Origin of the sequence: Streptomyces stoeckheimensis (assembly GCF_045822005.1) — a bacterium.
Lineage (GTDB): Bacteria > Actinomycetota > Actinomycetes > Streptomycetales > Streptomycetaceae > Streptomyces > Streptomyces stoeckheimensis.
This window is the reverse complement of sequence record NZ_CP169550.1, coordinates 614,100-634,292: the sequence shown is the minus strand read 5'-3', so window position 1 is coordinate 634,292 and position 20,193 is coordinate 614,100. Positions and strand designations below refer to the sequence as shown.

Sequence of the window (20,193 nt, the reverse complement as noted above, 5' to 3'; positions counted from 1 at the left end):
CCCTGTCCGTACCGGCGCTCGATGATGCCCAATACCTGGGAGACCGTCGAGGGGGACTCCGATAACGCTTATCCGTCGATCGGTTCCGCGGATGCGGAATCCGGAGCGCCCGGCCCTGTTTTCCCGGCCGGGGCGAGGCGGGAGGCCAGGGCGTCGAGATCGGGCAGGAACCAGATGTGGCGGCCCTCGTTCGATTCCCGTACGAGATCGCGCAGGGCCGAACTCGCCTCCAGGTGGTGCGAGAGGTCGCCCACGACCACCAGGCGGACCCGGTAGTTCACGAACTTCTGCATGATCGCCCCGGCGAGCCCGCTGCGCAGGTCGAAGAAGCCGGCGTCCAGACGCTCCACCGGGACGGCGACGATGTCGGTCCGGTAGAAGGCGCCGCCGATCAGCTGGTCGAGCGCGTCCTGCTCGGTGACGACCGGCGGGCCGTCGGCGGCGCAGACCAGGACCGGTACGCCGTGGTGTTCCACGAGGAGGTCAGCCACGGTGCGCCGCCCCCGCGTCGCGGTCCCGGCCGTGATTCGCGTCGTTTTCGTTCCCCATGCCGTTGCCCGGGCCGAGCACCCCGTCGATCAGGTGCAGCAGATCGGCGCTGGTGGCTGCGTCGCCGAGGATCACGATCTTCATGCGGGCCCGCTCCTTGTCGTAGACCGTCTGGACGCGCAGCGTGGCCGGGGTGGCCCTGGGGGACTGCGCGCTCGCCGTGACGAGGTTCGCGAGCCGGTTCGCCGCGTCGGGACCGATCGCGTCGATCTGCACGATGCTCGACACCTCCAGATGCCGCCGCGGTGCCTCCCCGGCGGCGGAAGGATCCTCGCCGGCCGGATCGGGAAGGCTCGTGAGGGCCTCGAAGTCCGCCCGGCTGATCCGGTACTGCTTGCCGATCCGGACGGCTTTGAGCCGGCCGTCGCGCACGTAGTTCCGGACGGTGCGCACGTGCAGTCCGAGCAGCTCCGCCACCTCGCCGACCGAGTACAGCTCGCGTCCTTCGTCACTCATAACTCCGGATCCTACCCTAAGAGGTGCGCATGCGTGCTGATAGGGAAGGATAGGGAATCAGGCCCCGGCCCGGGTGGGCGAGCCGTCGGAAGCGAGGAGGAGTTCGAGGAGTCGCCCGGGAGCCCGCAGCGGCAGGTAGTGATCGGCGCCCGCGACCACCTCCAGCCGCGCGCCGGGGATGCCGTCGGCGAGACGGTCGGCGATGATGCGGATCTCCGGGTGGTCGTGATCGCCGACGACGACCACCGTCGGCACCCCGATCCGGTCCAGCCGGCCGACCGCACCCTCGGCCGGGTCGAGGGCGTGCCCCTTCTCCGCGGCGGCTCCGGCTTCGGCGTTCTCGCGCACCATGGGCCCGATGACCTCGAAACCCGGGGCCCGGTCACCCAGGCTCGCCCAGAGCGTGAGCTCCAGCTCGGCGATGCGGCTGCCGACCGATCCGCGGCGCGCCGCGGCGTATGCCTCCATCTCGGGGCTCCGGGGCCACTCGTACCCACCGACGGACGATGCGATCAACGTCAGCGACCGGACCCGCTCGGGGTGCTCCAAGGTGAAGTCGAGCGCGACCTCGCCTCCCATGCTCAAGCCGACGAGCCCCGCGCTCCGGAAGCCGAACCGGTCCAGAACCGCCAGCAGGTCGTCCTCGTAGCGGAAGGGCCCGGTCGGAGGGGTCGAGCGGCCGTGGCCCCTGGCGTCGTAACGCACCACGGTGTGGTGTCGTGCCAGGGCGGCGAAGACGTGGTCCCACAGGCGGCTGTCGTGGACCGATCCGTGGAGCAGGACGAGCGGGGGGCCGTCCCCGGCCCGCTCGGCCCGGATGCGGCCTCCGCCGGCGACGGGTATCAATTCGGTGGTCATGCCGCCGATTCGATCACGGCGCCGCCTGCGTCGAGAGGGGCGAGGGCCCCGGAAAACCGCTTCGGTGGCGGGCGGGCCTGCTCCTAAGATCTCCGGATGACGGATCCTCGCTACCCCGCCAAGCCCCGCCCCGGAGACCGCGTCGCGGTGCTCTCCCCCTCGGCCGGCCTGCCCGAGCTCTTCCCGCAGCCCTACGAGCTGGGGCTGCGCAGGCTACGGGAGGAGTTCGGCCTGGAGCCGGTGGAATACCCGACCACCCGGAAGATGGGCGCGACGCCCCGGGAGCGGGCCGCCGACCTCCACGCCGCCTTCGCCGACCCCGAGATCAAGGCCGTCATCGCCAGCATCGGCGGCGACGATCAGATCACGCTGCTCCCGCACCTCGACGCCGATCTCCTGCGCGCCAACCCCAAGCCGTTCTTCGGATACAGCGACAACACCAACCTGCTCCTGCACCTGCGGAGCCTCGGGCTGGTCGCCTACCACGGGGGCTCGGTGATGGTCGAGCTCGGACGGCCCGGCGCCATGAACCCGCTCACGGCCGAGTCCCTGCGCGCGGCGCTGTTCACCTCGGGCGAGTACGAGCTGACCGCCGCCGGCGCCAGCGGGGACGTCAACGGCCCCTGGGACGACCCGCGCACCTTCGACGCCGAACCGGACCTGGAGCCGGCCGGAGGCTGGGCCTGGCACAACGCCGACCGGGTGGTCGAGGGTGACGGCTGGGGCGGGAACCTGGAGATCCTCTCCTGGCTGCTGATGGCCGACCGCGCGGTGCGGCCCGTCGAGGAGTACGCCGGCGGGGTGCTCTTCCTGGAGACCTCGGAGGACATGCCGAGCGCCCGTGACGTCTACTGGATCCTGCGCAACATGGGGGAGCGCGGCCTGCTGCGGCAGTTCCCCGCCTTCCTGATGGGCCGGGCGAAGAGCTGGTCCTTCGAGAAGCGCTTCGACGCCGAGGAGCGGGAGCGCTACCGCCGCGAACAGCGCGAGGCGGTCCTGCGGGCCCTCGGCGAGTACGCCCCCGACACCATGGCCGTCTTCGACGTGGACCTCGGGCACACCGACCCGCAGATCGTGATCCCCGTCGGGGGCCGGATCCGGGTGGACGGCCCGGCCCGCCGGATCTTCGTCACGTACTGATCTCGCGGAACTCGCTGAACTCCCCGAACTCGCCGAACTCCCCAAAGTCGCTGCACTTACTGACGAACATCCCTCCGCAGTGGCTCCGTTGGGGTTCCGTCGCCCGGGTCCGGGGTGACAATGGGGCTCCCACGGGACGTGTTGGGGGCGGCATGTCGGCGTTGCTCTTGAGGGGATCCGGCCGGGCGAGGGGCTGGGCCGGATACCTCGGTTCGGTAGGGCTCGGAGCAGGTGCGGTGGCGCTGGCGGCGGTGTGGACCTCGGGGCCCTGGGCCGCCGGGATCGGCGCGGCCGTCACCACGCTGTCCGGACTCGCCGCCGAGCTGACGCGGCCGTCCGGGGAGGGCGTCGACCCCCGGGCCGCCGGGGAGGTGCTCCGTACGGCGGCGGGCCGGATCCCGCTGCTGCGCCACGTGGACCGCCCCGAACTGGCCGGAGCCCACCCGGCCGAGGCCCCCGCGGACCCGCCCGCGTACATTCGGCGCGACGCCGAACCGGGGCTGCGCGCAGCCCTGGAGCGGAGCCGCTTCGTCCTCGTGGTGGGAGAGTCCACGGCGGGCAAGACCCGGCTCGCCTACGAGGTGGCCCGCAGCCGCTACCCGCGGCACGCCTTCGTCCGCCCGCTCTCCCGCGCCGCACTGCCCGAAGCGGTGCGGATCGCCGGGCGGCGGCGCCGCGCCGTGCTGTGGCTGGACGACCTGGAGGACTACCTCGGCGCGGGCGGCCTCAGCACCGCCCAACTGGCCTCCCTGCGCACGGCGGTGGTCATCGCGACCATGCGGGTCCAGGAGTACCGGCGCTACGACGCCCGTGAGGAGAGCCGGCTCACCGGCTCCGACCGGGACGCCTGGCGGGCCCAGCGCGACCTGCTCCACCAGGCGGTGGTCGTCAGGCTGCCACGGCACTGGTCCCGGGCGGAGCGCGGCCGGGCCGCCGCCCACCAGGGCGATCCGCGCATCGGGGCCGCGCTGCGCGCGGGCGAGCGGTTCGGGGTCGCCGAGGTGCTGGCGGCCGGTCCGGAACTCCTGGCGGCCTGGGAGAACGCCTGGGCCCCGGGCGCCAATCCGCGCGGCGCCGCCGTGGTCGCGGCGGCGGTGGACTGCCGCCGGGCCGGACTGCGCCGCCCCGTGACCCGCGCGTGGCTGCGCGAGCTGCACGCCCCCTATCTGGAGGCCCGGGGCGGAGGGGACCTCCAGCCCGAGCCGTTCGCGGAGGCGATGGACTGGGCCTGCGCCGCCGCCTACGCCACGAGCGGGCTGCTCATCGGCAACTTCGGGGCCGGATTCACCGCGTTCGACTACCTGTTGAACGCGCCGGGCAACGGCCCCGTGCCCGACCACCTGTGGCGCGGGCTGCTGCCCCTGGTGGAGCCCGCCGACGCCTACGACATGGGGCTCGTCGCCCATCAGGAGGGCCGCCTCGCGCGGGCAGTCGAGGCCCTCGGCCTCGCCTGGCGCGGCGGGGTCCCCGGGGCCGAACTGCCATTGGCCATCGCCATCGGGGACTCCGGGAAACCGCGCCGGGCCGCCGCCGATCTCGCCGGGATCGCCCACAGGCGAGCCGCCCGGCTCGGGCCCCGGCACCCCGACACCCTGGCGGCGCGGCATCAACTGGCCTTCTTCGTAGGCGAGGCAGGGAACCATCTGGCCGCCGCGGCCCAGTTCGCGGAGCTGCTCGTGGATGTCGCCGAGGTGCTGGGGCCCGACCATCCGGACACCCTGGCGGCCCGTCACCAGCTGGCCTACTTCACCGGAGAGGGCGGTGATCACCGCTCGGCTGCCCGGCAGTTGGATCTGCTGCTGGCCGATCGCTTACGGGTCCAGGGCGCCGGGCATCCCCAGGTGCTGGCGACCCGGCGCAGCCTGATCTGGTTCCGGGCGGGGGAACCGGCCGCCGCGGAAGCCGAGTTGGGGTGCCTGCTGGCCGAGGCCGAAGCCGCCGAGGGGATCGGGCCCGACGATCCGCACACGCTCGCGGTCCGGAGCAGCATGGCGGCGCTGGCGGCCCGCGCGGGGCGCACCGCCGAGGCGGCCGAGGCCTGGGCGGAGCTCACCGTCGACCGGACCCGGGTGCTCGGCGAGGACCATCCGCACGCGTTCTACTCCCGCCTGGAATGGGCCCGCGCCCTGCTCGCCCGGGACCGGGCCGCCGAGGCGGCCGCGGTGCTGACCGGCGCCCTGGAGCGGGCCGAGTCCGTCCTGGAACCGGGCCACCGGCACCTGCGGACGGCCCGGGAACTGCTCGCCCGGACCGCCGACCGGGCCCCGACCGCGGACTAGTCCCGGTCGCGGACCAGTCCCGGACGGCCGGCCAGGCCGTGCCTGCCGGCCAGGCCGTGCCTGCCGCCCGAGCCCCGACGGCCTACAGCAGCGGGGCCAGTGCCCGGGTGGCCGCGAGCAGGGCGGGCGCGTAGGCCTCGATCTCCGTGCGGGAGACCAGGAACGTGACGGTGGTGATGCTGACGCCGCCGATCGGACGGCCCCCGGTGTCGAGGATCGCGGCGCCGATGCAGCGGATGGTCGCCTCGTTCTCCTCGTCGTCCACCGCGAACCCCCGCTCCCGCACGGCTGCCAGCTCCGCCTCCAGGGCCTGCGGCGTCGTGAGCGTGTTCGGCGTGCGGCGCGGCAGTCCGGCCGAGGCGACCAGGTCGCGGGCCTCGGCCCCGGGCAGGTGGGCCAGGATGCTCTTGCCGATCGCGGTCGTGTGCAGCGGCATCCGCATGCCGACCCGCGAGGCGGTCTGGAAGGGCTGCTCGCTCTCCAGCTTCCGGATGTAGGTGATGGTCTCCCCGCTGTGCAGGGCGAGATGGACCGCCTGTCCGGTGGCCTCCTGCAGGTCCCGCAGGATCCGCTCGATGCTGGCCGGCTCCCCGCCGGTGACCAGGGCGGACAGCGCGCGCAGCCGGGGCCCGACGCCGTAGCGGCTCTCGCCCTCGGAGCGTACGAAGCCCTGCTCGATCAGCGAGGCCAGGATGCGGAAGGTGCTCGACTTCGGCACGGCCGCCGCCGCCATGACATCGGTGAGCCGGTGCGGGCCGCCGGGCGCGGCCACGGCCTCCAGGATCCGCATCGACTTCTCCAGCGCCGTGCCCGCGGCGGAGGTCCGGCCGCCGCGGGAGGTGCTTGCGGCCTCTTCGTTCTCGGGCCTTCCGTCCGTGGACAAGGGATCTCCAGAGATGGGTATGGTCTGCAGCAGAAGTTCCGTTACACGATACCAGGTTCCATTACGTGGAACAAATGGAGGGTCCTTTGTCCTGTCACCCGTACGCGGCCATCACCGCGCAGCGACTGCTGCCGGTCCTGCGCAACGCCGACGCGGACGAGGCCGTCCGCCACACCACCGCCCTGCTCGCCGCCGGCTGCCGCGCCGTCGAACTCACCACCTCCACCCCCGGCTGGGCCGAGGCCGTGGCCCGCACCGTGCCGCTCACCGATGCGCAGGGGCGGCCCGCCCTCATCGGAGTCGGCACCGTCACCACCGCCGTGGCCGCGCGGACCGCGCTCGACGCGGGCGCCGCCTTCCTCGTCTCGCCCTACCCGGCCCCCGAGGTCCGCGAGGTCGCCGAGGAGTGCGGGGCCGTCTTCATCGAGGGCGGCTTCACCCCGGGGGAGATCGCCTCGGCCGTACGGTCTGCCGGCGCGGCGAAGGTGTTCCCGGCCCACGTGGGCGGCCCGCAGTTCATCCGCTCCCTCAAGGCCGTGCTCCCCGGGGCCCTGGTCATCCCGACCGGCGGGATCGCGCCCGGCGAGGTCCGCGACTGGCTCGCCGCCGGGGCCGCCGCCGTCGGGATAGGCAGCGGCCTGCCCGCCGACCCGGGCGAACTGGCCGCCGTCTTCGCCGACCTCGCCCAGCCCTGCTGCGGCGACTGCGCGGGCACGGAGCGGCGTCCGTGACCGGGTCCGGGAGCGCGAGCCGGAGCACGTCCGTCCCGCAGGGATACGACGTCCTCGTCCTCGGCGAGGTCCTCGTCGAGATCCACGCCGAGACGGCCCTGCGGGACGCCGCCGACGGCACGCCCGCCCGCGTCTCCTTCTCCGGGGACGCCCTCAACGCCGCGGCCGCCGCCGTCGCCGCCGGAGCCCGCACCGCCCTGCTCGCCGTCGTCGGAGAGGACGAGCTGAGCGTCCCGCTGCTGGCCCGCGCCGCCGAACTCGGCGTGGACGTCTCCCACGTACGCCGCTCCCCGCGTCCGAACGGCGCCTACCTGCTCTGCGCCGACACCGAGGGCGACCGCGCGTTCGTGTACTGGCGCACCGGCAGCGCCGGCTCCACCCTCTCCGTGGAACACGTCGAGTCCTGGCGGGAGCTGCTGACGGGCTCCAAGGCCCTCATCACCAGCGGCATCGCAGGCGCCCTGTCTCCGAGCAGCCGCGAAGCCGTCCTGCTCGCCGCCCGGACCGTGCACGAGGCCGGCGGGCACCTCTCCTACGACCCCAACTTCCGCTCCCGGCTGACCAGTCGGGCCGAGGCGCGCACCCTCCTGGCCCGCATCGCCCCGCTGGCCGGGCTGCTGAAGACCTCCTGCCCGGCGGACGCGCTGGCCATGGTCGACACCGACGACCCGGCCGAGGCCGCCGCCCGCTACCGGGCCCTGGGTGCCCGTACCGTCGCCGTCACCGCGGGCGCCGACCGGCTGCTGCTGGACGACGGCACGGAGGCGGCGTACCTGCCCGTCCCGGTCAACCCCGACCCGGTCGACGCGACCGGCGCCGGGGACTGCTTCACCGGCACCGCCACCGCCCGGCTCGCACTGGGCGACACCCTCGCGGACGCCGTCGCCCACGCGATGGCAGCCGCCTCCCTCTCCGTGTCCGGCCGCGGCGGCACCGGACGCGTCCCCGATTTCACCGAGACGGCCGCCCTGGCGGCGGCCCACCGCGCACACCTCCTCGGCACAGGACAGGCGACGACATGAGCACTGTGGACAGCAAAGGCGCTGCCACCCGGACGACCACGCGGGCCGAAGGAGGGGAAGGGGCGGCGCCGGGCCGGGCTGCCGCCCCGTCCTGCTCGCCGACGGCCCGGTCCACGACTGGTGGCCGGCACCGGCGCACCGGGGGCTACCCGGCGGCGAGCAGGGCGGTGTCCTCGGCCGACAGCCGCAGCGCGCCGGCCGCGACGTTCTCGTCCAGGTGACCCGGGTTCCCGGTGCCCGGGATGGCGAGGACGTGCGCGCCCCGGCTCAGGGTCCACGCCAGGCGGAGCTGGGCCGGGGACACGCCGTGGGCCCGCGCGAGATCGCGTACGGCCGGGCCCTCCTCGGCGACACCGCCGGCCTCCTTGCCCGCGCCCGCGATGGCGTAGAAGGGGACGTAGGCGATGCCCTGCTCGCCGCACGCGTCGAGGAACGCGTGCTCCTCGGCGGGCGAACCGATTCCGTACGGGTTCTGCACGCAGACCACGGGAGCGATGGCCCGCGCCTCGGCGAGGTGGTCCGGCCGCGCGTTGGACACGCCCAGGTGCCGGATCAGCCCGGCGGTGCGCAGCTCGGCGAGCGCCCCGAAGTGCTCGGCGACCGGACCGGTCGTCGCCTGGCGCGGGACGCGCAGGTTGACCACGTCCAGGTGGTCGCGGCCGAGCTGGCGCAGGTTCTCCTCGACCTGTCCGCGCAGCTGCTCGGGCGTGGCCCACCACCACTCGCCGGCGGCATCGCGGCCCGGCCCGACCTTGGTGGTGATGACCAGCTCGTCGGCGTACGGGGCGAGGGCCCGGTTGATGAGCTCGTTGGCGGAGCGGGTCGCGGAGAAGTAGAAGGCGGCCGTGTCGATGTGGTTGACGCCGAGTTCGACCGCCCGCCGCAGCACTCCGGTCACCCGGTCGCGGTCGCTGGGGGAGCCGTCGGCGAGGTGCGTGAGGCGCATCGCGCCGAAGCCGATGCGGCGGACCGGGAGGTCGCCGAGGAGCCAGGTGCCGGAGTCGGCCGCGGTGATCTTGTCGGAAGTCATCGGATGAGGGTAGCGGGGTCGGTGACCCAGCCCGCGAACAGCACGAGACCGGACTCCCGGTCGACGGCGAGGAAGCCGAAGGGCCGGTCCACCTCGAACTCGGCCTGTCGGACCCGGTACGACCGGGGCCTCGCGGCCCCGCGGAACATGCCGACGGCGGTGACGGCAGCGGCCTCGAACCCCTCCGCGTGGAAGCGGGCCACGGCCGACTGGCGGGCGGAGCCGACCGCGAGCGGGACGGGGGAGATGCCGGGGAAGTGCCCGGGGGCGGCGGCCGCGGAGGCTGCGGAGGCGAGCCCGAACGCCTCGGCGTGCTCCAGCAGATCGTGCTCGGCGCGGATGTCGAAGGCCACCGTGCCGATCCGGGCCACGGGTTCGGGGCTGGTCGACTCCACCGTGCGCAGCGACAGCCCGGGACCCGCTCCGCCGTCGGGAAGCTCCCTCGCGGTCGAGGAGGCGAGCGCCCCGGTGACCTCGGCGATCCCGGTCGTCAGGACGTCCCCGGGCGCGGCCCCGGGCTCACCGAGCAGCAGGTGCACGTCCGCACCGCGGGCACCGGGCGCGTCAGGACCGCCGGGAATACGGAGCAGGGTCACCGGGCCGGAGGGCCCGCCGGCCACCCGGATCCGCTCGGGGAAGGCGTGGCTGACGGTCAGCCCGCGCAGGGAGCGCCCGCCCCACGGGCCGTGCGACGGCTGCACCGGCCGCTCGGAGAAGGGTTGCTCCCAGGTCAGGTGCAGCGCGAGCGCGGAGGCGACTACCAGCTCGACGTGCGGGCCCACCTCGACCGGCATCTGCTCGATGAGGCCGTCGGTGCGTTCGGCCGCCCAGGCGTCCAGGGCCTTGCGGTCGGTGTCCTCGTCGCCGGTCAGGACGGACCGGGTCCCGGCGGGGAGCCGGGCCGCCCAGGCCGGCTCCAGCGGGAGGTCGCGCCGCGCCCACAGGCCGGCGGCGGCGCGCAGGCCCCGTACGCCGTCCAGTGCGGTCAGCAGCTCCCGGGCGGCTTCGGCCGCCGAGTCGGCGGGTATGCCCAGGGCTTCGGCCAGCTCGGTACGGGCCGGCCCGTCGGCGCCGTCCGCGAGCAGGGCCAGCAGCGGCCAGAGCCCGGCCGCCGTGAACACCGTGCCTTCGGCCGCGTCCGCGGACCGCGCCGACCATCGTTGCGCCCACCGCGCCGTCAGGCGGTTGACCGCCTCCACCGTCGAGTTGTCCATGGGGCCGAGCGTACGGGGAAGGGCCGGGCGGAGCGGGAGCGGCTCAACCCCGTTCCTCGGCATCGAGCTTGGCCCAGTACGCCGCTTCCTCCGCCTCGTGGTCCCACTCCTCGGGCGGGAGGGCGTCCGCCACCCAGCCCGCGGCGAGCACCAGGCGCGAGGTCCGATGGACGGCGAGGAAGCCGAAGGGGCGGTGGAAGGCGACCTCGGCCTGTCGGACGCGGTACCTCAGCCGGGGCATCGCGCAGCCGACGGCAGCCCCGATCGCCGTCACGGCGGCCGCTTCGAACCCCTCGGAGTGAAAGCGCGCCACGGCCGACTGCCGGGCGGCGCCAACGGCCAGCGGCTCGCCGCTGATGCCCGGGAAGTGGCCGCTCCGGGTGTCGGAGGCGCTCTGCAGGCCGAACAGCGCTGCCGGGTCGAGGAGATCGTGGGCCGCCGTCACCTCGAAGGCCACCGTGCTGATGTTCAGCCGGTGTTCGCGGCGTTCCGAGCGGACGCTCCCGATGCGCAGTCCCGGCCCGGGGTTCCCCTCGGGCAGCAGGCTCGCGCCCGTGGACGGGATCGCCCGGGTGACGGCCGCGATGCCCGCCTGGAGGGTCCGGCCCGGCGGGGCCTGCGGCTCGCCCAGGACGAGGTGGACGTCCACCCCGCCGTCGCCCACCACCTCCAGCAGGGTCACCGGGCCGCCGGGCGCCCGGGCCACGCGCACCCGGTCGAGGAGGGTCGTACTGCGGCTCAGGGCCTGCACCTCCTGCCCCGCCCAGGGGCCTTCGTCGATCTCGCGCGTCCAGGCCTCGAAGGGCTGGATCCACCGCGCGTGCAGCATGAGCGCGGAGGCGAGCACGAAGCGCGTCTCTTCGGCGACGGGGATCGGCATCTGCTCGACGAGGCCGTCGGTGCGTTCGGCCGCCCAGGCGTCCAGGGCCTTGCGGTCGGTGTCCTCGTCGCCGGTGAGGGTGCCCCGGGTCCCGGCGGGGAGCCGGGCCGACCACGCCTCGTCCAGGAGGAGGTCGCGTGCGGCCCAGAAGCCGGTGGCGGCGCGCAGGCCCCGTACGGCGTCCAGGGCGGTGAGGAACTCCCGGGCGGCTTCGGCCGCCGAGTCGGCGGGTATGCCGAGGGCCTGTTCCAGCTCGCTGCGGGCGGGTCCCGCGGCGCCGTCGGCGAGCAGGCCCAGCAGCGGCCAGACCCCGGCCGCGGTGAGGACCGTGCCCTCGTCGCCCGTCACGGCCCGGCCGGCCCAGCGCGAGGTGAGTGCGTTGACCGCTCGTACCGTCTGCGTCTTCATGCGGGGAGCGTAAGGGTTGGGGCGCCGCCGGGACGGGTCGTTTTCCACGGCCCGGCGGCGCTGTTCGGGGGCGGAGCCGTCAGTGGCGGCCGCGCAGGCCCTCGTCGACCGCGGTCATCAGCTCGCCGTCGTCGGTGTCCGCGTCCAGCGACCAGAACATCGCGCCGCCGAGGCCCTCTTCGCGGATGTACCGGGTCTTGGCGCGCAGCACCTGCGGGTCGTCGTACGTCCACAGGGTGGTGCCGTCGAACAGCCAGGCACTGCCGTTGCGGCGGTCCCGGTGGAGCTTGTACGTACCGGATGCCGCGAGCTCCTTGAGCTCCTTGTAGTCCGCGTACCCGGAAGCCCACTTGGCCGGAGCCGGACCCGTCGCGGGCTGCCCCATGCCGTCCCCGCCGCCGCTGACTCCGGTCCAGCCCTGCCCGTAGAACGGCATGCCCATCACGAGCTTGTGCGCGGGTGCGCCGCGCCGCTCCCAGGCGTCCACGGTGCCGTCGACGCTGAAGTCGTTCCGCGCGTACAGCGCGGACTGCTGGGCGGTGGTGGCCTCGCCGGAGACGTGGAAGTCGTAGCCCTGGAGGGTCACGAAGTCCAGGTCGCGCATGATCCGGCGGACGTCGAAGCCCGCGTCGATCTTGGCGGGGGCGGTCGGGACGAAGGCGGAGAGCTCGTACTTCGCCTTCCGCTTCTGGCTGCGGGCGTAGTCGTCGAGCTGCGTGCGGAACTCGCTCACCAGCGCGGTGAAGTTCTTCTTGTCCTCGGGGCGGTAGGTGGTGTCGGTGTTGCCCGAGGAGCCGGGCCACTCCCAGTCGAGGTCGATCCCGTCGAAGAGGCCGGCGGCCGAACCGGCGCCGCCGCGGCTGCCGTCCTGCGGGAGGTTGCCCTTGATGTACAGGTCGATGCAGGAGGAGACGAGGGCCTTGCGCGAGGCCGGGGTGAGCGCGGCGTCCGAGAAGTGCGTGGACCAGCTCCAACCGCCCAGCGAGATCAGCACCTTGAGGTTCGGGTGCTTGGCCTTGAGCTCGCGGAGCTGGTTGAAGTTGCCGGCGAGCGGCTGCACCCAGTCGTCGGCGACGCCGTCCACCGAGTTCTCGGCGTCCAGTGGACGCACGTAGTCGGCCCAGGCGTCGGCCTCACCGGGGATGTTGCCGGTGAAGCACTTGCCGTCCGCGCTGATGTTGCCGAAGGCGTAGTTGATGTGCGTGAGCTTGCTCGCGCTGCCGTTCTTCTCCAGGTCCTGGACCTGGAAGTCCCGTCCGTAGACGCCCCATTGGGTGAAGTAGCCGACCTTCTTGTACGAGCGGCCGTGCCCGGAGTCCTCGTGGCCGGAGCCGTCGTGGGCGGGGGCGAAGGCGGTCAGCAGGGAGAGGGAGCAGGCGGCGACTGCCAGCCTGCCGAGCATGCTGCGGCGCATGGGCTTCCTTTGCGGATGCGGTGAGTGGTGCCGGGGCGCGTGCGCTGTGCATGCGGAAACTATTGGTCTGGACCAGAGTGGGTCAAGGGGGCGGGGCAAGTCGGTGCGGACGGGTGGCCGTCCGGAGCGTCCGTGGAAGGGTCCACCCGGGTCAGGCCAGGCTCCACTGGGCGACGTCGTTGGCGAGGCCGCCGTCGAGGGCGAACTGGACCGCGGCGAGGCCCGCGTCCCGCGGAAGCCGGAAGACGACGAGGCCGGTCGCCGTGGCGCCGGGGTCGAGGGTGACGGTCTCGGGGAAGGCGGCCCCGCCGGCGCCGGCCACGTCGGCCACGCCGGGCTCCTCTGACGGGCTCAGGCCGGTGAAGCGGTGCCCCTCGGAATCCAGCAGATGGGTGGCGGCGGCCGGGGAATCCTCGTACACGGCCGTCCCGGTGTTCTCCAGGCGCAGCTGTACGGAGACCAGCCGGTCCGCGCCGTCGGGCGCGGGGCCCGCCGGGTCGGCCACCCGCACGAGGGTCGCGTCGAGCCGCGCGCCGGGGGCGGTTCCGGTGAGGGACACGGTCTCGCCGGAGGCGTCCGGCCCCGGACCGGCACCGGAACTCAGGGGCGCGGGGCCGAGGAGCAGGGCGGCCGTCAGCGCCGCCAGCGCCGCGAGGACGGCGAGCGTGCGCGGGCGGCGTCGCCCGGCGGGGCCCGGCCGAGCCGGCCCCTGCCGGGCGGAACCTGCCGTGGCCGCACCACTCGTCACCCTGCCCACGCTCCCACGATCCTCCGCGGGGGCCGGGCGCGCGACCCACGCCGACCGTGCCTCCTGGCCGTCCTGGCCCTCCTGGCCCTCCTGGGCTGCCGGGGACTCGTAGGCTGGGCCGCATGCTCCATCTCTCATCGGAGGACCCGCTCGCCGTAGCCGTCACGGCCGCGATCCGGGGCGGCGATCTGGACGGACTCCGGCGGCTGCTGGACGCGCACCCCGGGCTGGCGGGTAGCCGGATCGTGAAGCGGGGCGAGGCGGCGGGCGAGCGGAGCTTGCTGCACCTCGCCGTGGACTGGCCCGGCCACTACCCGCGGACCGCGGAGGTGATCCGTACCCTCGTCGCCGCCGGAGCCGACCCGGGAGCCCGCTTCGTCGGCTCGCACCGGGAAACCCCGCTGCACTGGGCCGCGAGCAACGACGACGTCACCGCGATCGACGCCCTGGTCGAAGCCGGGGCCGACCTCGAGGCCCCGGGCTCGGTCCTGGGAGGCGGCGCCCCCCTGGCCGACGCGAGCGGCTTCGGGCAATGGCGGGCGGCGCGCAGACTCCTCGAACTCGGAGCCCGCCCCACCCTCCAGGACGCGGCCACCCTCGGACTCCTCGCCGCGGTCGAGGACTCCGTCGAGGCGGGGGCGGATCCGGACACGATCACCAGCGCCTTCTGGGGGGCGTGCCACGGGGGCCAACTGTCCACAGCGCAATACTTGTTGTCTCAAGGAGCGGACATCAACTGGATCGGTCACGGCGGCCAGACCCCCCTCGACATGGCCCTGACCAGCGATGACAATCCGCTCAGCGACTGGCTCAAGTCGGCGGGCGCCCGCACGCGGGACGAAATTCTCAACGGTTGACCACCGAATTCAGTGGATCTTCGGAGGGCGGCATGGCATGGTTGGTCTCACCGAAGGGGCGTAGCTCAGTTGGTAGAGCACCGGTCTCCAAAACCGGTTGTCGTAGGTTCGAGCCCTGCCGCCCCTGCTGTGATGAGTTGGTACATTTCGACTGAAGGCCCAGGTCAGAGAAATCTGAACCTGGGCTTTTCTGTGCCTGCGTGCGCTGTGCCTGTCGGGTGATTCACTCTCACCACACGTGCCAGCAGCCTGACTACGGCACTCCACCTTCCCAAATCCCCCATCCGATCTTGCCGTCCATTCGGGTCGGATCCATGGAGCGGCCCCCTTCGGTGCTGCGAAGGGGGCCGCTTCGCAGCTGAGCGCCCGGCGCTCCGGTCGTGGCCGGGCAGCAGCTACCCGGGATCGATGCTGAGCGCTCCGGCGATGGCCTCGAGGGTGTCGTCGCCGGGTAGGCGGGTGCCCTGCTCGACCTTGCGCCGCAGGCCGGACGCGCCTTTCTCCAAGACGGGTTGACGAGGTCGGGGATGTCCATCAGGGAGTCGACGGCGTAGTCGGCGGCCCGCTGGAGGGTCTCGTCGTCGGCCCACCAGTAGCCCCAGGGTCCGCGGCGCAAGTGCGCGGTCCACAGGCCCGCGGCGATGGCGGGGTAGATGTCGTTCTGAGGGTGGTCGCCGACGTACAGGGTCTCGCTGGCGAGGGCTTGGGCAACGCCGATGACCTGGTGGAAGAAGTCCGGCGACGGCTTGGCGACGCCGGGCTTGAGCAGTCGGAGCGCGTCGGCGTTGTCGCGGCCGTCGACCACGACGGCGCCGACGAGCGCGGACAGCGTATGCCGGGGAATGCCGAGCCAGTCCGCCCAAGACGCCCAGTAGCGGTCGTCACGGGTCAGGGTTTCGCCGACGTCGAGCACGACAGTCCGAATCGTGCGGGCGATCTTACGACGGGCTAACCCCCGCCCGATATCCTGTGCGACATGTCCCCCACCCCTCCCGACCCCGGCCCTGCGCGCCCTCTCGCGGAGATCAACCGTGAGATTCGGGCGCTCGTCGCCGCGGGCGGGGCTGCCTCGCCGCGGTACGAGGAGCTGCTCGAGGAGTGGACCGCGGCGATCCGGGCCGATGTCAGACCTGCCGCCTAGGTTCCCGCCGTGGCAATCGACCTGAATGATGACCTTGTGGCCCTGCAAGCAGGCCGCAGACGGCGCGCACGCCCAGGTGAAGGCGCTGACTGAGGAGTGCAGGCGGCCGGCCCAGGAGGGCGGCTGGACCCGAACGCCCCACCGCCGTTGGACGGCGGGGTCGCTCGTACCCCAGTTCTCGCATGTCGCTTCGCTCAAGGACGCGAGCCGTGCGGACGGACATGGGTCTCGGTGCCGGCGGCACGGCGCCGGACTTGCGGATGGACCCGGAGATCGCGGATGCGGACCAACAGCCAGGCACGCTGTCCGACCTGCCCGAGACCGCGATCCAGGAGTGGCTGCTGTTGGCCGCCGACCACGTCAGGGCGCAACGCCGAGGAGGGCCGGGTCCCGCCCCTCCGTCCGCGGAACACGCGCTTCCCCTATGGGTGGGCCGGCGGGAGGATCACGTAGGTCCCGCCGGGGGCCGACTCCTTGCCGTCGGGGTATGAGGCGGTCACCCGGTAGAAGTGGGTGGTTCCGGTGGGCGGGGCGGAGTCTGTGTACGCGGTGCCGGTGATGGGCTGGGGCGTCAGTTTCTCGTAGGCCTTGGTCGTCGGATTCCAGCGGTACACCAGGTAGCCGATCGCGTCCGTGACCTTGTTCCACGAAAGTTCCGCGCCGGTGCCGGAGGTCGTACGGGTGGCTTCGAGGGTGACCGGTCCGTTCTCGGGAGTCGCGACGGACGGTGTCAGGTCCAGTTCGGTCGCGTTCGCGACCGAGGCATCCCCGGTCCACTGGAAGCTGGAGTTTCCGGTGGTGTCGACGGCGTCGACGAAGAAGCACAGTTTCTCGCCGTCGGGCAGCGTCTCCAGCAGGTACGACGTGTCAGCTGTGCCGAGGTACGCGGTCACGCCCGCCGAGCAGTCCTGGCCCATCGGGGTGCCGGCGTAGACCTCGTACCGTTGGAGGTCGGCGGCCGGGTTGGCGTTCCACTTCAGGACGATGCCGTAGGCGGTGGCCCGCGCGGTCAGGCCGGTGACCGCGGGGGGTGGTGTCTGGTCGCGGGAGCCGGTGGTGACGGTGGCGGTGTTGGACGGCACGGAGGTGTTGCCCGCGTGCTGCTCGACGCCCCAGCCCTTCACCGCGTAGTGGTACTTGGTGTCGGCTGCGGTCCCGTTGTCCTGGCAGGCCCACTGGATCCGCCCGTCCGGCAGCTTCTTCGAGGTGCGTCCGCCGCAGAAGACCTCCGCCGTCTGGGTGTTCACGGGGAGAGTGGTGGACCGGTAGACGGTGAAGCCCTCGTAGGCGCCGTCCGTTGCGGGGCGGACCTTCCAGGTCAGGTCGACGTACTTGCCGGCAGGTTTCGCGGTGACCTCGTGCGGTGCCGCGACCGGGCGGCGAGCGGTGACCGGGGTGCTGTACCGGGAGGCCCGGCCGGCCGAGTCGACGGCCGAGACCTGGTACTCGGAGACGACCGAGCGCGGGGCCGCGGTGTCCTTGAAGCTCGTCGCGGTGGTCTTGCGGACGGTGGGGTCACCGATCCGCTTGACCAGGTAGCCGGTTGCTCCGGGGGATGCCGGCCAGGTCAGCGAGATGCCGGTGTCGGCGGCTGTGGCACGGGGAACGCCGGGGACGGCGGCGTTGGAGGTGGTCACCGGCTGCCCGGCGGTCGCGGCAGAGGCGTTGCCGGCCAGGTCGAAGGCACGTACCTGGTACTGGTAGGTACGGCCGGCGCCTTCGGGCGGCGGCTCGGCGAAGGACGTTGCCTTCGTGGTGCGGACGGCGGTCCAGGCGGTGGTCCCCGCGAGCCGTCGGTAGACCCGGTAGACGCCGAGGTCCATTTCCCTGTTCGCGGCCCAGGCCACCTTCACCTGCGCGGTGGTGTTGTCGAGCACTGACGTGACGCCGGTCGGGGCGAGGGGCTTGACCTTGTCCTCGGCCGCGGAGGTCCTGGGCACGTAGCCGAACTTCACGTCGGCGGCGCCGCTCCAGTTGACGGTGTAGACGCGCAACTTGTGGGTGCCGGGCGGAATCGTCACGTTCACGGTCTGCGTCTGGTCGGCCGCGACGTTCTTCCACAGGTCGATGTGAAGGGCACCGTCGAGGTAGACGCGTATGCCGTCCTGTCCGGTGGCCGTCAGGGTGAACGGGCCGCCCGATCCGAAGTCGCGGTCCAGGGACCAGCGGACCCCGAAATTGTCGGACGGCAGGCCGGCGGCCGGAGCGCCGGTGCCCCAGTTCTCGTCGACCGCGATGTCGCAGTCGGTCCGTACGGGCGCCTGGCTGAACGAGGTGGTCGGGAAGAAATCGCGGGTGAACTGCGGCGACGGGCACGTCGCCGTCGCCGTGGCTGCGGCGGCCGAGGTGGTGCCTGCGGCGGTGATCAGTCCGCAGGCGGTGGCTATGGCAGCCAGTGCGGCGGCGCCACGATGCCGCCGAGGAGGTGTGGTCACGGTGTGAGGCCTGTCCGGAGAGGAAGGTGGACTGGCGGGTCACGGGGGGTTGATCTTCCGCCGGGCAGACTCTACTGGTCATGATCGGGCTGGACGAGAACGGGGGAAGGCGCCAAAGCTCTGGAAGGCGCAGGGGAGGGGCACATGACAGGGCATCCGCAGTCCGCGGTGGACGGCCGGGACAGCGACGAGCTCGTCGAGGCCGAGCTCGTCGTCGAAGGCGAGCCGCTACCGGCGCCTGAGGTCCGCCCCCTTGGGCTCAGTAGGTCGGGCAGAGGTTGGCTTGGGTGGCTGCGACGATCAGGGCGGACTTGACGGGGCCGAAGCCGTCGGGGTGGTTGGGGCCGATGAAGCGCTGGTTCGCGCCGGCCACTCGCTTGGTCGGGTCCTTCTCGCCCTTCATGGACTGGCACTGGTCCAGGCCCCGCGAGACGGCCTTGTCGTCCTGGCCGTTGACGATCTCGGGGTCGATCTTGTTCAGCGCGGCCAGATAGGAGGCGCGTTGCGCCGGCGCGGGGCTCGGCGGGAGGCCGCTGTCGGGGCGGGCCGCGCTCGGATCGGCGCTGGGTCTGGCGCTCGGGTCGGCGCTCGGCACGGTCGAGGTGGAGGGCTTGCCGGAGGTCGGTGCCTCGGAGTCGCTGCCGCAACCGGTGAGGGCGAGGATTCCGGCGCCGGTGAGGGCGATGATCACGTGGTGTCTGCGCATCGGGTCATGGTGGCCCGGGAGCGGGTCCTGTGGGGCTGATGTGACCGGGCTGTGACAGACGTGGCGCGACTGTGGCCCGGGGCGGTTGGGCAGCTGGGCAGTTGGGCAGCCGGGATGGCCCGGGCAGTCCGAGCCGGCCGGCGGTCCGATCCGGTGGTGTGGGTGCGGTGGGGCCGCCCCGTCCCGCTCCCGCTGCCGGGGGTGCACCGCTTCTTGGGTGGTGCCCGGCGCCGGGCCCGTGGGGCGGTGGCTTGTGGCGTCGGCTCGGAGTGGTCCGGTGCGGAGGTGACGGAGGAAGGCGGGGGGACCGCCTAGCCTGGGGGAATGAACGCCACCGCCGGGCGCGAGCCCCGTTCCGACCTGCGGGACTTCCTGCGTTCCCGGCGTGCCCGGATCGGCCCCGAGGAGGTGGGGGTCGCCGCCCACCCGGGGAAGCGGCGGGTGCCCGGGTTGCGGCGGGAGGAGGTCGCGCTGCTTGCGGGGGTCAGCGTCGACTACTACACGCGGCTGGAGCAGGGGCGCACCCTGCACGTCTCCGATGAGGTCCTCGACGCCGTGGCCCGGGCGCTGCGGCTCGACGCCACCGAGCGGTCCCACCTCTTCGACCTGGCCCGGCCGCAGCGGGCCCCCGGGTCCGGCCGCCGCGCCGCCGGCGCGGCGGCCGGACCTCCCGGCCCCCTGGAAGCCGCCGGCCCGCAGCAGGTCCGGGCGGGCCTGTACCGGGTACTGGACGCCCTGGAGGACGGCACCCCGGCGATGATCATGGGGCGCCGGCTCGAGGTGCTGGCCGCGAACCGGCTCGCCGAGGCCCTGTACGCCGACTTCGGCGCGGCAGCGCCCCACACCCCGGATCCCCATACCCCGGAGCCGGGCGCGCCCGGTCGACGCGGGCGCAACCTGGCGCGGTTCCTCTTCCTCGACCCCGCCGCCCGCGGGCTCTTCGCCGACTGGGAGGGTGCCGCGCGCGCAGCCGTCGCCGCGCTGCGGTTCTACGCGGGCCGGCACCCGTACGATCCGGATCTGAGTCCGCTCGTCGAGGAACTGGGCACCCTCGACGGGGATTTCCGGCGTTGGTGGGCCGGGCACGACGTGCTCGAACACACCCACGGCACCAAGCGCTTCCGACACCCCGCCGTCGGTGAACTGGCCCTGGAGTACGAGTCCTTCGCCTTCCCGGACGACCCCGACCAGACCCTCTACCTCTACACGGCCGAACCGGGATCACCCTCCGACGAGGCGCTGCGCACCCTCGCCTCCCGGGCGGCCGATGGGGTGCGCTCGCACCGCTGACGTCGCCCTTCTGGCACACTGGGCCGGGTTATCCAGGCGGTGCAGGACAGGAAACCGGTGCGAATCCGGTGCGGTCCCGCCACTGTGACCGGACACCCCCGCGAGGGGACCCGGGAGTCAGACACTGACGCACCGCCTCTTTCGGTTCGACC

18 protein-coding genes, 1 tRNA gene, 1 pseudogene and 1 riboswitch are annotated in these 20,193 nt (G+C 73.4%); of the genes and pseudogenes, 8 read left to right on the top strand and 12 right to left on the bottom strand.

Features of this window, described 5'->3' with window-relative positions; all coding sequences use genetic code 11:
* Positions 1–68: 68 nt before the first annotated feature.
* The 3 genes from ACE1OC_RS02855 to ACE1OC_RS02845 are packed head-to-tail and all read right to left on the bottom strand — an operon-like array spanning position 69 to position 1,863.
* Positions 69–491: a DUF4180 domain-containing protein gene (locus ACE1OC_RS02855; RefSeq protein ID WP_250738079.1), complete on the bottom strand. Its 423-nt coding sequence runs from the start codon at positions 489–491 to the stop codon at positions 69–71.
* Positions 484–1,005 (bottom strand): helix-turn-helix domain-containing protein, encoded by a 522-nt coding sequence (locus tag ACE1OC_RS02850; RefSeq protein WP_407835634.1) that lies wholly within the window; start codon positions 1,003–1,005, stop codon positions 484–486. The genes ACE1OC_RS02855 and ACE1OC_RS02850 overlap by 8 nt, the downstream gene beginning before the upstream one ends.
* A gap of 57 nt (positions 1,006–1,062) precedes the next feature.
* On the bottom strand, positions 1,063–1,863 hold the full coding sequence (locus ACE1OC_RS02845; protein WP_407835633.1) for an alpha/beta fold hydrolase: 801 nt from the start codon (positions 1,861–1,863) through the stop codon (positions 1,063–1,065).
* 96 nt (positions 1,864–1,959) lie between these two features.
* On the opposite strand from ACE1OC_RS02845, the gene ACE1OC_RS02840 reads away from it, so the two are divergent.
* Together ACE1OC_RS02840 and ACE1OC_RS02835 are read left to right on the top strand one after the other, a co-directional pair.
* Positions 1,960–3,003, top strand: a complete 1,044-nt coding sequence (locus ACE1OC_RS02840; protein ID WP_407835632.1) for a S66 family peptidase — start codon at positions 1,960–1,962, stop codon at positions 3,001–3,003.
* Between the two features lie 236 nt (positions 3,004–3,239).
* The gene (locus ACE1OC_RS02835; protein WP_407835631.1) at positions 3,240–5,282 is read left to right on the top strand and encodes a tetratricopeptide repeat protein; all 2,043 of its coding nucleotides are present in this window, start codon (positions 3,240–3,242) and stop codon (positions 5,280–5,282) included.
* 82 nt (positions 5,283–5,364) lie between these two features.
* Here ACE1OC_RS02835 and ACE1OC_RS02830 read toward each other — a convergent pair whose 3' ends face one another.
* Positions 5,365–6,165: an IclR family transcriptional regulator gene (locus ACE1OC_RS02830; protein WP_407835630.1), complete on the bottom strand. Its 801-nt coding sequence runs from the start codon at positions 6,163–6,165 to the stop codon at positions 5,365–5,367.
* 86 nt (positions 6,166–6,251) lie between these two features.
* Here ACE1OC_RS02830 and ACE1OC_RS02825 point away from each other — a divergent pair, with 86 nt between their 5' ends.
* Together ACE1OC_RS02825 and ACE1OC_RS02820 are read left to right on the top strand one after the other, a co-directional pair.
* Positions 6,252–6,896 (top strand): bifunctional 4-hydroxy-2-oxoglutarate aldolase/2-dehydro-3-deoxy-phosphogluconate aldolase, encoded by a 645-nt coding sequence (locus tag ACE1OC_RS02825; protein ID WP_407835629.1) that lies wholly within the window; start codon positions 6,252–6,254, stop codon positions 6,894–6,896.
* Positions 6,893–7,918 carry a PfkB family carbohydrate kinase gene (locus ACE1OC_RS02820; RefSeq protein WP_407835628.1) on the top strand — a complete coding sequence of 342 codons (1,026 nt, stop codon included), beginning with the start codon at positions 6,893–6,895 and terminating at the stop codon, positions 7,916–7,918. Before ACE1OC_RS02825 ends, ACE1OC_RS02820 begins: the two co-directional genes overlap by 4 nt.
* Positions 7,919–8,063: 145 nt before the next feature.
* Here the strand turns inward: ACE1OC_RS02820 and ACE1OC_RS02815 are convergent, their stop codons facing one another.
* The 5 genes from ACE1OC_RS02815 to ACE1OC_RS02795 form a co-directional block, all read right to left on the bottom strand.
* The gene (locus ACE1OC_RS02815; protein ID WP_407835627.1) at positions 8,064–8,948 is read right to left on the bottom strand and encodes an aldo/keto reductase; all 885 of its coding nucleotides are present in this window, start codon (positions 8,946–8,948) and stop codon (positions 8,064–8,066) included.
* Positions 8,945–10,162, bottom strand: coding sequence for a serpin family protein (locus ACE1OC_RS02810; RefSeq protein WP_407835626.1), 1,218 nt, complete (start codon positions 10,160–10,162; stop codon positions 8,945–8,947). The genes ACE1OC_RS02815 and ACE1OC_RS02810 overlap by 4 nt, the downstream gene beginning before the upstream one ends.
* 43 nt (positions 10,163–10,205) lie before the next feature.
* Positions 10,206–11,450: a serpin family protein gene (locus ACE1OC_RS02805; RefSeq protein WP_407835625.1), complete on the bottom strand. Its 1,245-nt coding sequence runs from the start codon at positions 11,448–11,450 to the stop codon at positions 10,206–10,208.
* 79 nt (positions 11,451–11,529) lie between these two features.
* Positions 11,530–12,864, bottom strand: coding sequence for a glycoside hydrolase family 18 protein (locus tag ACE1OC_RS02800; RefSeq protein ID WP_407835624.1), 1,335 nt, complete (start codon positions 12,862–12,864; stop codon positions 11,530–11,532).
* 151 nt (positions 12,865–13,015) lie between these two features.
* Entirely contained in the window at positions 13,016–13,612 is a 597-nt protein-coding gene (locus ACE1OC_RS02795; protein WP_407835623.1) for a hypothetical protein, read from the bottom strand.
* Positions 13,613–13,734: 122 nt separating this feature from the next.
* Between ACE1OC_RS02795 and ACE1OC_RS02790 the strand changes: the two genes are divergently transcribed.
* Both ACE1OC_RS02790 and ACE1OC_RS02785 read left to right on the top strand, forming a co-directional pair.
* Positions 13,735–14,469: an ankyrin repeat domain-containing protein gene (locus tag ACE1OC_RS02790; RefSeq protein WP_407835622.1), complete on the top strand. Its 735-nt coding sequence runs from the start codon at positions 13,735–13,737 to the stop codon at positions 14,467–14,469.
* A gap of 54 nt (positions 14,470–14,523) precedes the next feature.
* Positions 14,524–14,596: transfer RNA gene (locus ACE1OC_RS02785), tRNA-Trp, on the top strand.
* A gap of 387 nt (positions 14,597–14,983) precedes the next feature.
* On the opposite strand, the pseudogene ACE1OC_RS02780 reads toward ACE1OC_RS02785, so the two are convergent.
* Positions 14,984–15,394: pseudogene (locus tag ACE1OC_RS02780) on the bottom strand (HAD family hydrolase); the annotation flags it as partial.
* A gap of 51 nt (positions 15,395–15,445) precedes the next feature.
* On the opposite strand from ACE1OC_RS02780, the gene ACE1OC_RS02775 reads away from it, so the two are divergent.
* Positions 15,446–15,610: a hypothetical protein gene (locus tag ACE1OC_RS02775; RefSeq protein ID WP_407841468.1), complete on the top strand. Its 165-nt coding sequence runs from the start codon at positions 15,446–15,448 to the stop codon at positions 15,608–15,610.
* Positions 15,611–16,032: 422 nt separating this feature from the next.
* On the opposite strand, the gene ACE1OC_RS02770 is transcribed toward ACE1OC_RS02775, so the two are convergent.
* On the bottom strand, positions 16,033–18,045 hold the full coding sequence (locus ACE1OC_RS02770; protein ID WP_407835621.1) for a PA14 domain-containing protein: 2,013 nt from the start codon (positions 18,043–18,045) through the stop codon (positions 16,033–16,035).
* A 259-nt stretch (positions 18,046–18,304) separates the two neighbouring features.
* Positions 18,305–18,751: a hypothetical protein gene (locus ACE1OC_RS02765; RefSeq protein WP_407835620.1), complete on the bottom strand. Its 447-nt coding sequence runs from the start codon at positions 18,749–18,751 to the stop codon at positions 18,305–18,307.
* A gap of 324 nt (positions 18,752–19,075) precedes the next feature.
* Between ACE1OC_RS02765 and ACE1OC_RS02760 the strand changes: the two genes are divergently transcribed.
* Complete coding sequence (locus ACE1OC_RS02760) at positions 19,076–20,041, top strand: helix-turn-helix domain-containing protein (RefSeq protein ID WP_407835619.1); 966 nt, start codon at positions 19,076–19,078, stop codon at positions 20,039–20,041.
* 9 nt (positions 20,042–20,050) lie between these two features.
* Positions 20,051–20,188, top strand: a riboswitch (cobalamin riboswitch).
* The last annotated feature ends 5 nt before the right edge of the window (positions 20,189–20,193 follow it).